We start from the raw sequence: 10,853 nt of genomic DNA, 5'->3' as shown, positions 1-10,853 counted from the left end.
CTCGGCGTCGGCGAAGGTCATCTGCTTCATCGGGAAACTCGGTGGGTGGGGTCGCGGTATTTTGCCAAATCAGAAAGTCTTTTTCAGAGTTTCCCTAGGGCAGTGGTAGTCATATCTAGTGTACTTTTGAGTTCGAGGATTCCAGACGCACCTGTAATACCCGCCCACGATAACCGTACTTTTAAAATAACCTTCTCTCGTGCAACGGGGTTCTTCAGCATTGGGTGATTGTGTTGTGCAGGCACTGATAAACAGTGCCACGCCCAGGCCTAGAACCGCTTTGTACAACGGGTTAATCGTGGGTCTTACCTTGGAAAGATCCATAGCCATCTCCTGATTGGATTGTGCTCCATCATTAACCGGCTATTTGTTTATATCGTCTACTGTCAAAAGTAACAGGTGGCATCAGCACCAATCCCTTATGCATAGACTTCCCTGAGGCAGCTTTCAGCAGGGTCCAGTGCAAAAAAGTATCAGTCAAAGTGCTCCCAAGGATTTGTCATCACGCCTGCGCAGCGCTGTAATCAACGCACACTCTTCCTGCCACCTTGGGAAGACACAACAACAATAACTGTCCTTCTGCAGCCCCCGGGCGCAGAAACGGAGTGCGCGATGAATTCCACTGCAAAAGCCCTGCTTGCCTGTACCTGCATGACCCTCAGCGCCGCCAGCCTGGGTGCGCAAACCCTGACCATTGCCACCGTCAACAACAGCGATATGATCCGCATGCAAAAGCTCTCGAAAACCTTCGAGGCCGAGCACCCGGACATCCAGTTGAACTGGGTGGTACTCGAAGAGAATGTGCTGCGCCAACGCCTGACCACTGACATTGCAACCCAGGGCGGGCAGTTCGATGTACTGACTATCGGCATGTACGAAGCTGCACTCTGGGGTGCCAAGGGCTGGCTGGAACCGATGAAGGACCTGCCGGCGTCCTACGACCTGGACGATGTGTTCCCTTCGGTGCGTGACGGCCTTTCGGTCAAGGGCTCGCTGTACGCCCTGCCGTTCTACGCCGAAAGCTCCATCACCTACTACCGCACCGACCTGTTCAAGGCGGCCGGGCTGAGCATGCCCGAGCATCCGACCTGGGTGCAGATTGGCGAGTTTGCGCAAAAGCTCACCGACAAGAACAAGGAGCAATACGGCCTGTGCCTGCGCGGCAAGGCCGGTTGGGGCGAGAACATGGCGCTGATCACCACCCTGGCCAATGGCTATGGCGCGCGCTGGTTCAATGAGCAGTGGCAACCCGAATTCAACGGCCCCGAGTGGAAGGACGCGCTGAACTTCTACGTCGACAATATGAAGAAGTCCGGCCCACCCGGCGCGTCCAGCAACGGCTTCAACGAGAACCTGGCGCTGTTCAACAGCGGCAAGTGCGCGATCTGGGTGGATGCCAGCGTCGCCGGTTCGTTCGTTACCGACAAGACCCAGAGCAAGGTCGCCGATCACGTCGGCTTTACCTTTGCCCCGCAACAGGTCACCGACAAGGGCAGCTCGTGGCTGTACTCCTGGTCCCTGGCGATCCCGACCAGTTCCAAAGCCAAGGACGCAGCCAAGGTCTTCAGTGCCTGGGCAACCTCCAAGGAATACGGCGCGCTGGTGGCCAAGACCGACGGCATTGCCAATGTCCCGCCAGGCACCCGCGCCTCGACTTACAGCGAGGAGTACATGCAGGCTGCGCCATTTGCCAAGGTGACGCTGGAGTCGCTGAAAGTCGCGGACCCGACCAAACCGACCCTCAAGCCGGTGCCCTATATCGGTATCCAGTTGGTGACCATCCCTGAGTTCCAGGCCATTGGCACCCAGGTGGGCAAGTTCTTCTCCGGCGCCCTGACCGGCCAGCAGACAGTGGACCAGGCCCTGGCCGCCGCGCAAACCACCACCGAGCGGGAAATGAAGCGGGCCGGCTACCCCAAATAGCCCAGGCTCACCACAGTCGATGTGGGAGCTGGCTTGCCTGCGATGGCGGCCTGTCAGTGGATAAATCAGTTAACTGATCGACCGCTATCGCAGGCAAGCCAGCGCCTACATTGACCGCATTCCAAGGCTAATTCTGTATGCCTCCAATGGGTTTTGATTGTCATGAATACGTCTAAAAGCCGCCTGCGCAACCCCGGCTGGTTCCTCGTCAGCCCCTCGGTGGCCCTGTTGCTGCTGTGGATGATCGTGCCCCTGGGCATGACCCTGTATTTTTCGCTGATCCGCTACAACCTGCTCTACCCCGGCGAAAACCAGTTCGTGGGCCTGGAGAACTTCACCTACTTCGTCACCGATTCCGGCTTTTTGCCCGGCGCCAGCAACACCCTGTTGCTGGTCGGCAGCGTGCTGCTGATCAGCGTGGTGCTGGGGGTGTTGATCAGTGCCTTGCTGGAGGCCAGCGAGTTTTTCGGCCGCGGGCTGGTGCGGGTGTTGCTGATCTCGCCGTTCTTTATCATGCCCACGGTCGGTGCGCTGATCTGGAAGAACCTGATTTTCCACCCGGTGTCCGGCGTACTGGCGGCGGTGTGGAAGCTGTTTGGCGCGCAGCCGGTGGACTGGCTGGCGCACTACCCGCTGCTGTCGATCATCATCATTGTGTCCTGGCAATGGCTGCCCTTCGCGATCCTGATCCTGATGACCGCCATGCAGTCCCTGGACCAGGAACAGAAAGAAGCCGCGCGCCTGGACGGTGCCGGGCCGATTGCAATTTTCTGGCACCTGACCCTGCCGCATCTGGCCCGGCCCATTGCCGTGGTGGTGATGATCGAGACGATTTTCCTGCTCTCGGTATTCGCCGAGATCTTCACCACCACCAACGGCGGCCCCGGCTACGCCTCGACCAACCTCGCCTACCTGATCTACAACCAGGCGCTGGTGCAGTTCGACGTGGGCATGGCCTCGGCTGGCGGCTTGATTGCCGTGGTCATTGCCAATATTGCGGCGATCATCCTGGTGCGGATGCTCGGCAAAAACCTGACTGACAAACCTTGAGGGCCGCGCCATGACGCTTCAACAATCCCGCCGCCTGCAAAGCCTGCTGCTCGGCACCCTGGCCTGGGCCATCGCCATCGTGATTTTCTTCCCGATCTTCTGGATGGTGCTCACCAGTTTCAAGACCGAAATCGACGCGTTTGCCACGCCGCCGCAGTTCATCTTCACGCCCACCCTGGAGAACTACCTGCACATCAATGAGCGCAGCAATTACGCCAGCTTTGCCTGGAACTCGGTGGTGATTTCCTTCAGCGCCACCGCCCTGTGCCTGCTGATTGCGGTGCCGGCGGCCTACTCCATGGCGTTCTACGAAACCCAGCGCACCAAGGGCACGTTGCTGTGGATGCTGTCGACCAAGATGCTGCCCCCGGTGGGCGTGCTGATGCCCATCTACCTGCTGGCCAAGAGCATGGGCCTGCTGGATACGCGCATCGCGCTGATCATCATCTACACCCTGATCAACCTGCCGATTGTGGTGTGGATGGTGTACACCTACTTCAAGGACATCCCCAAGGACATCCTCGAAGCCGCGCGCCTGGACGGCGCCAGCCTGTGGCAGGAAATGCTGCGGGTGCTGCTGCCCATCGCCAAGGGCGGCCTGGCCTCCACGGTGTTGCTGTCGCTGATCCTGTGCTGGAACGAGGCGTTCTGGTCGCTGAACCTGACCTCGTCGAATGCCGCGCCGTTGACCGCGCTGATCGCCTCCTACTCCAGCCCCGAAGGTTTGTTCTGGGCCAAATTGTCCGCCGTCTCGACCCTGGCCTGCGCACCGATCCTGATCTTTGGCTGGATCAGCCAGAAGCAACTGGTGCGCGGCCTGTCCTTTGGCGCAGTGAAATAACGACCCCTTATTAAAAGGAGGCCCATCATGGCCAACCTGAAAATCAAGAATCTGCAAAAAGGCTTCGAGGGTTTCTCCATCATCAAGGGCATCGACCTGGAGGTGCACGACAAGGAGTTCGTGGTATTCGTCGGCCCCTCCGGCTGTGGCAAGTCGACCCTGCTGCGCCTGATTGCCGGCCTTGAGGAAGTCAGCGAAGGCACCATCGAACTCGATGGCCGCGATATCACCGAAGTGACCCCGGCCAAGCGCGACCTGGCCATGGTGTTCCAGACCTACGCCCTGTACCCGCATATGAGCGTGCGCAAGAACATGTCGTTTGCCCTGGACCTGGCCGGCGTGGACAAAAAGATCGTCGACAGCAAAGTCAGCGAGGCGGCGCGCATCCTGGAGCTGGGCCCGTTGCTGGAGCGCAAGCCCAAGCAGTTGTCTGGCGGCCAGCGCCAGCGCGTGGCCATTGGCCGGGCGATTGTGCGCAACCCGAAAATCTTCCTGTTCGACGAGCCACTGTCCAACCTCGACGCGGCCCTGCGCGTGCAAATGCGCCTGGAGCTGGCGCGCCTGCATAAAGAACTGCAGGCCACCATGATTTACGTGACCCATGACCAGGTCGAAGCCATGACCCTGGCCGACAAGGTGGTGGTGCTCAACAGCGGGCGCATCGAACAGGTCGGCTCGCCCCTGGAGCTGTACCACCAGCCGGCCAACCTGTTTGTCGCGGGCTTTTTGGGCACACCGAAAATGGGCTTTCTCAAGGGCCAGGTCACCCGGCTCGACGGCCAGGGCTGCGACGTGCAACTGGACGCCGGCACCCTGGTCAGCCTGCCCTTGAGCAGCGCCAGCTTGAGCGTGGGCAGCGCGGTGACCCTGGGTATCCGCCCCGAGCACCTGGAGCTGGCCGCACCGGGCGATACCCCCCTGACCGTCACCGCCGACGTGGGCGAGCGCCTGGGCAGTGACACCTTCTGCCATGTGCTCACCGCCAGTGGTGAGCCGCTGACCTTGCGAATCCGTGGCGATATGGCCAGCCAGTATGGCGAGACCCTGCAACTGCACCTGGACCCGGCGCACTGCCATCTATTTGACAGCGACGGTGTGGCGGTGGCTCGTCCACTGCGCGCTGCCGCCTGATTTCGAGAACTCTTGATGAAACTCAATAAGCAGAACCTCACGCTGCTGGCGCCCGAAGTGCGCCTGCCGGCCTACACCATTGCCGATACGCGCCAGGGCATCGCCCATATCGGCGTCGGCGGTTTCCACCGTGCGCACCAGGCGTATTACACCGACGCCTTGATGAACACTGGCGTCGGCCTGGACTGGAGCATCTGCGGCATTGGCCTGCGGGCCGAAGACCGCAAGGCGCGGGATGACCTGGCCGGCCAGGACTATCTGTTCACCTTGTATGAGCTGGGCGACACCGATGACACCGAAGTGCGGGTGATCGGCGCCATCAGCGACATGCTGCTGGCACAAGACGGCGCCCAGGCCCTGATCGACAAGCTGGCCAGCCCTGCCATCCGCATCGTCTCGCTGACCATCACCGAAGGCGGCTACTGCATCGACGACAGCAACGGCGAATTCATGGCCCACCTGCCGCAGATCCAGCATGACCTGGCCCACCCTGCGGCCCCCAGGACCGTGTTCGGCTTTATCTGCGCCGCCCTGGCCCAGCGCCGTGCGGCGGGTGTTGCGGCCTTTACCGTGATGTCCTGCGATAACCTGCCACACAACGGCACCGTGACCCGCAAGGCGCTGCTGGCATTCGCGGCGTTGCGCGATGCCGACCTGCATGACTGGATCAAGGATAACGTGAGCTTCCCCAATGCGATGGTCGACCGCATCACACCGATGACCAGCACCACCCACCGCCTGCAACTGCATGATGAACACGGCATTGATGATGCCTGGCCGGTGGTGTGCGAACCCTTTGTGCAATGGGTGCTGGAAGACAAATTCGTCAACGGCCGCCCGGCCTGGGAACAGGTGGGCGTGCAGTTCACCGATGACGTCACCCCCTATGAAGAAATGAAGATCGGCCTGCTCAACGGTAGCCACCTGGCCCTGACCTACCTGGGGTTTCTCAAGGGTTATCGGTTTGTCCACGAGACCATGAACGATCCGCTGTTTGTCGCGTATATGCGTGCCTATATGGACCTGGACGTGACCCCCCACCTGGCGCCGGTGCCGGGCATTGACCTGACGCAGTACAAGCAGACCCTGGTGGAGCGCTTCTCCAACCAGGCGATTGCCGATCAGTTGGAGCGCGTGTGTTCCGATGGTTCGTCGAAGTTTCCCAAGTTCACCGTACCGACCATCAACCGCTTGATTGCCGAGGGCCGTGACACCGAGCGCGCGGCCCTGGTGGTGGCGGCCTGGGCCTTGTACTTGCAGGGCGTGGATGAAAATGGCGTGCGCTACCGCATCCCCGACCCCCGCGCCGACTTCTGCCGGGCACTGGTGGCAGATGACGGGTTGATCAGCCAACGGTTGTTGACGGTGGAAGAGATTTTTGGCCCGGCGATTCCCCATTCACCGGAGTTTGTGGCCGCGTTCGAGCGGTGTTTTGCCAGTTTGCGCGATAACGGTGTAACAGAAACCCTGAAACAACTTACCTCCTGAAGAAACCCGATCAACCTGTGGGAGCTGGCTTGCCTGCGATGGCGGCCGTCCAGGCAACCATGATGTGACTGATCCCCCGCCATCGCAGAAAAGCCAGCTCCCACAGGTTGATCGGTTTTTCACCCTACTGTCTGCTGAGTAACCACCATGACCCGGCAATCTTTGTTTCTTGGCATCGACTGCGGCACCCAAGGCACCAAAGCCATCGTCCTCGACGCCACCAACGGCAAGGTGCTGGGCCTGGGCGCCGCCGCGCACAGCCTGATCAGCGGCGCCAATGGCCGGCGCGAGCAAGACACCACGCAATGGCTGGACGCTTTGACCGAATCCACCCACCGCGCCTTGCAACAAGCCGGCGTGGACGGCCAGGACATTCTCGGCATCGGCGTTTCCGGCCAGCAACATGGCCTGGTCCTGCTCGATGCCCAGGGCCAGGTGCTGCGCCCGGCCAAGCTGTGGTGCGACACTGAAACCAGCGCGGAAAATGCCCGGTTGCTGCAGCACCTGGGCGGTGAACGCGGCGCCCTGGAGCGCCTGGGCGTGGCCATTGCGCCGGGCTACACCGTGTCCAAGCTGTTGTGGACCCTGGAGCAACACCCGGATGTGTTTGCGCGCATCGCCCATGTCCTGTTGCCCCACGACTATCTCAATTACTGGCTCACCGGCCGCGCCTGCGCCGAATATGGCGACGCCTCGGGCAGCTGCTATTTCAATGTGCGCACCCGCCAATGGGACTTGCCATTGCTGCGGCATATCGACCCCAGCGGGCGCCTGGAAGCGGCGTTGCCAGCGCTGATCGAAGCCGATCAGGCGCTGGGCACTGTGCTGCCGGGGATCGCCGAACGCCTGGGGATCAACCCCGGGGCCATTGTGTCCAGTGGCGGTGGCGACAATATGATGGGGGCCATCGGCACCGGCAATATTGTGCCGGGGGTGATCACCATGAGCCTGGGCTCATCGGGCACCGTGTATGGGTTTGCCGACCAGCCGACGGTCAGCGCCCAGGCCACGGTGGCGACATTCTGTTCCTCCAGCGGCGGTTGGCTGCCGTTGATCTGCACCATGAACCTGACCAATGCCACCGGGGTGATCCGCGAATTGTTCGAGCTGGACCTGGTGGCGTTCAACGCCCTGGTGGCCCAGGCACCGATTGGCGCCGAGGGCGTCAGCATGCTGCCGTTCCTCAACGGCGAGCGCGTGCCCGCCCTGCCCCACGCCACCGGCAGCCTACACGGCCTGACCATGACCAACCTGACCCGTGGCAACCTGTGCCGCGCGGTGGTCGAAGGCACCACCTTTGGCTTGCGCCAGGGCCTGGACCTGCTGCGCCAGACCGGCCTGCAAAGCCACAGTATCCGCCTGATTGGCGGTGGCTCGAAAAGCCCGGTGTGGCGGCAGATGGTCGCCGATATCATGGACACCGAAGTGGTGTGTACCGAACAAAGTGAAGCGGCGGCCCTGGGCGCGGCGATCCAGGCTGCGTGGTGCCAGTCCGGCGAAAGCCTGCAAGCGCTGTGCGCCCGCTGCGTCAGCGTCGACCCGGCCAGCCGTACCCAGCCCGTCGCCGCCAGTGTTGCGGCCTATCAACAGGCCTATGCACGCTATCAACAGCATGTGGCAACCCTTTAAGAGCGAATAATATGTATCTGGTGTGTGGCGAAGCGCTGTTTGATTTTTTCAGCCAGGAGGATGCCAGCGGGCAGGCCTCGACAGTCAATTTCAAGGCGATTGCCGGCGGCTCGCCGTTCAACGTGGCCGTGGGGTTGCGCCGCCTGGGGATCGAGGTGGGGCTGTTGGCCGGGTTGTCCAGCGACTACCTGGGCCAACGCCTGCGCCAGGTGCTCAGGGATGAAGGGGTGCGCGACGACTACCTGGTGGAGTTTGCCGCACCGACTACCCTGGCGATGGTCGCCCTGGGGGCCAATGGCTCGCCGCACTACAGTTTCCGGGGGGAAGGCTGTGCGGACCGGCAGTTGCAGCTCGGGCATCTGCCGGTCCTCGATGCGCAGGTGCGCGGCCTGCATTTCGGCTCGTTTTCCCTGGTGGTGCAGCCGGTGGCCGACAGCCTGTTGGCCTTGCTGCGCCGGGAAAGCGGCCAGCGCCTGATCAGCCTCGATCCGAATGTGCGCCTGAACCCCGAGCCGGATATCGAGGTCTGGCGCCAGCGCGTGGCCGAACTGGTGCAGCATGCCGACCTGATCAAGGTCAGCGATGAAGACCTGCACCTGCTCTACCCTGGCCAGGCGCCGGAAAGCGTGCTGCAAGGCTGGTTGCAGTACCGCTGCCAGCTGATTTTCCTGACCCGTGGCGGTCAAGGGGCGACGGTGTTCAGCCGCCAGCATGGCAGTTGGTCGGCCCCGGCGGTGCCAGTGGTGATGGCCGATACGGTCGGCGCCGGCGATACCTTCCAGGCGGCCTTGATTGCCTGGCTGACCGAGCAACAGCTGGATTCGGTAGACGGCGTGCAGGGCCTGGCCCGGGAGCAGATCGACGCGATGCTCAGGTTTGCCATTCGCGCCGCCGCGCTGACCTGTAGCAAGACCGGGCCCGACCTGCCTTATCGCCAGCAATTACCCGGCTAACCAAGCTCACGGCTTTTCCCGTATAGCCCGGGCCACCAGCGCGCCGACCACGCCGCCGGCCAGGGGCGCGAGCCAGAACAGCCAGAGCTGCATCAGGTAATCAGTGCCGGCAAACAACGCCGGCCCGGTACTACGGGCCGGGTTGACCGAGGTATTGGTGACCGGGATCGACACCAGGTGGATCAGGGTCAGGGTCAGGCCGATGGCTATCGGCGCAAAGCCTGATGCGCTACCGGGCTCCGTTACCCGCATGACAATAAACACCAGGAAGAACGTGCCCACCGTTTCCACGACCACGGCGGCCAGCAGGCTGTATTGCCCCGGGCTCAATGCACCATAGCCATTGGCGGCGAACTCGCCGATCTCAAACCCTGGCCGGCCACTGGCGACCAGTGCAAGGATCGCCGCCGCAACCGTCGCGCCGGCGACCTGGGCGATGATATAGGGCAGCACCTCCAGCCCTGCAAACCGCCCTCCGACCCACAACCCCACGGTCACTGCCGGGTTGAAATGCGCGCCACTGATACTGCCCACCGCATAGGACATGGTCAGCACACTCAGGCCAAACGCCAGGGCCACCCCCGCAAAACCAATCCCCAACCCTGGAAACGCAGCCGACAGGATCGCACTGCCGCAACCGCCGAAGGTCAACCAGAAGGTACCGAGAAACTCTGCTGCGATTTTTTGTTGCACGCGATATCTCACCCGACAGATGCGGTGCAGACAGTAACAGCGGGTAATAAAAGACCGTATCGGAATCGTCTGAGGTTTGCGTGAGAGGCAAGGCCGGGCCTGGGGATCCAGGCCCGTAGACCGCCCCGATCAGTAAAGCCTCGCCCCCGCCCGACGTGGCGCCGGAGCATGGGCATGCTTGAGGTCTTCACGCAACTCGGTGATCAGGTTGCAGATGGCTCGACTGCTGTCGAGCTTATCGGCCTGGATACCGGTGACGGTGATGCCCGTACCCTCAGCATCGTCGTAGACTTTGATCGTCAGCGTCGCATCCTGGGCCTTGATGCATTCACAACGTCGAGGCAGGAAACCTCCTTCAATAATGCTGCGCAACTCCAGTTCCGAAAGCATGGCTAAACCTCTCCTTTGTTGAGACCGCCAATGAATTATTATCGCTATCGATAGTCTGACCGTCGCGTCGACGGTTGACTTCACGCCTTGCCAACCCTGGCAGGTACGTTCAACTGCTGAGCCTACTCCTTGTGTCCAACGGCGTAGGATCCTTTCCTCATAAGCAACCGCCACTCTTATATAAGTTGCTGCCGGTTTGCACTGCCGAGCGTTGGCGTGCATCGTTGGCAACCACTGTTCAACTGACCTCAAGATAAGGACGTCCCATGACGGCTTCTCCCTTCACTCTCCTTTCGGTACTGGCAATGAGCATGCTGGCCGCACAGGCCAACGCTGCCAAACTTGAAGATATCGCGCCCTACCCCAAGGCCGATGCCGGGCACGTGCGCCAGGTTATCCACTTGCCTGCACAGCCCCGGGAACAGGACCTTCAGGTCGAGATCCTGGCCGGCAAAACCCTGTCCGTGGACTGTAACCAGCAACGCCTGGGTGGGGTGTTGGAAGAAAAGAATCTCGAAGGTTGGGGCTACCCGTTTTACCGGATGGAGAACGTTATTGGCCCCATGAGCACCCTGATGGCCTGCCCCGATGGCAAGACCCGCAAGGCATTTGTGCCGGTGGTCGGTGACGGTTTTTTGCTGCGCTACAACAGCAAATTGCCCATCGTGATATATGTTCCAAAAGATGTCGAAGTGCGTTACCGCATCTGGTCGGCCTCGCCCACCGTCGAGAAGGCCAGCGTGCAGTAGCGCCAT

General features: G+C 61.5%; 10 protein-coding genes. 8 read left to right on the top strand and 2 right to left on the bottom strand.

Annotation, left to right across the window (positions count from 1 at the left end):
• The first annotated feature begins 612 nt into the window (after positions 1–612).
• The 7 genes from AO268_RS21735 (at position 613) to AO268_RS21705 (ending at position 9,015) form a co-directional block, all read left to right on the top strand.
• Entirely contained in the window at positions 613–1,923 is a 1,311-nt protein-coding gene (locus AO268_RS21735) for an ABC transporter substrate-binding protein (protein WP_099169805.1), read from the top strand.
• Positions 1,924–2,085: 162 nt separating this feature from the next.
• Positions 2,086–2,973 (top strand): carbohydrate ABC transporter permease, encoded by an 888-nt coding sequence (locus tag AO268_RS21730; RefSeq protein WP_099169804.1) that lies wholly within the window; start codon positions 2,086–2,088, stop codon positions 2,971–2,973.
• A 10-nt stretch (positions 2,974–2,983) separates the two neighbouring features.
• Positions 2,984–3,814 (top strand): carbohydrate ABC transporter permease, encoded by an 831-nt coding sequence (locus AO268_RS21725; protein WP_076961012.1) that lies wholly within the window; start codon positions 2,984–2,986, stop codon positions 3,812–3,814.
• A gap of 27 nt (positions 3,815–3,841) precedes the next feature.
• A complete protein-coding gene (locus AO268_RS21720; protein WP_099169803.1) occupies positions 3,842–4,945 on the top strand; it encodes an ABC transporter ATP-binding protein in 1,104 nt (367 codons plus the stop codon).
• Between the two features lie 15 nt (positions 4,946–4,960).
• The gene (locus tag AO268_RS21715) at positions 4,961–6,433 is read left to right on the top strand and encodes a mannitol dehydrogenase family protein (protein ID WP_099169802.1); all 1,473 of its coding nucleotides are present in this window, start codon (positions 4,961–4,963) and stop codon (positions 6,431–6,433) included.
• 147 nt (positions 6,434–6,580) lie between these two features.
• Positions 6,581–8,062 carry a xylulokinase gene (gene xylB, locus AO268_RS21710; RefSeq protein WP_099169801.1) on the top strand — a complete coding sequence of 494 codons (1,482 nt, stop codon included), beginning with the start codon at positions 6,581–6,583 and terminating at the stop codon, positions 8,060–8,062.
• 11 nt (positions 8,063–8,073) lie between these two features.
• Positions 8,074–9,015 carry a carbohydrate kinase family protein gene (locus AO268_RS21705; RefSeq protein WP_099169800.1) on the top strand — a complete coding sequence of 314 codons (942 nt, stop codon included), beginning with the start codon at positions 8,074–8,076 and terminating at the stop codon, positions 9,013–9,015.
• A gap of 6 nt (positions 9,016–9,021) precedes the next feature.
• Here AO268_RS21705 and aqpZ read toward each other — a convergent pair whose 3' ends face one another.
• Together aqpZ and AO268_RS21695 are read right to left on the bottom strand one after the other, a co-directional pair.
• Complete coding sequence (gene aqpZ, locus AO268_RS21700; protein ID WP_099169799.1) at positions 9,022–9,708, bottom strand: aquaporin Z; 687 nt, start codon at positions 9,706–9,708, stop codon at positions 9,022–9,024.
• 129 nt (positions 9,709–9,837) lie between these two features.
• Positions 9,838–10,098 (bottom strand): DUF1652 domain-containing protein, encoded by a 261-nt coding sequence (locus AO268_RS21695; protein WP_076961020.1) that lies wholly within the window; start codon positions 10,096–10,098, stop codon positions 9,838–9,840.
• Between the two features lie 266 nt (positions 10,099–10,364).
• Here AO268_RS21695 and eco point away from each other — a divergent pair, with 266 nt between their 5' ends.
• On the top strand, positions 10,365–10,847 hold the full coding sequence (gene eco, locus AO268_RS21690) for a serine protease inhibitor ecotin (RefSeq protein ID WP_099169798.1): 483 nt from the start codon (positions 10,365–10,367) through the stop codon (positions 10,845–10,847).
• The last annotated feature ends 6 nt before the right edge of the window (positions 10,848–10,853 follow it).

The sequence above is a fragment of the Pseudomonas sp. ICMP 8385 genome (assembly GCF_002699915.1).
In the GTDB taxonomy this organism is placed as follows: Bacteria; Pseudomonadota; Gammaproteobacteria; order Pseudomonadales; family Pseudomonadaceae; genus Aquipseudomonas; species Aquipseudomonas gessardii.
Note: the sequence above shows the minus strand (reverse complement) of the source record. Positions and strands in the feature narration are given on the sequence as shown.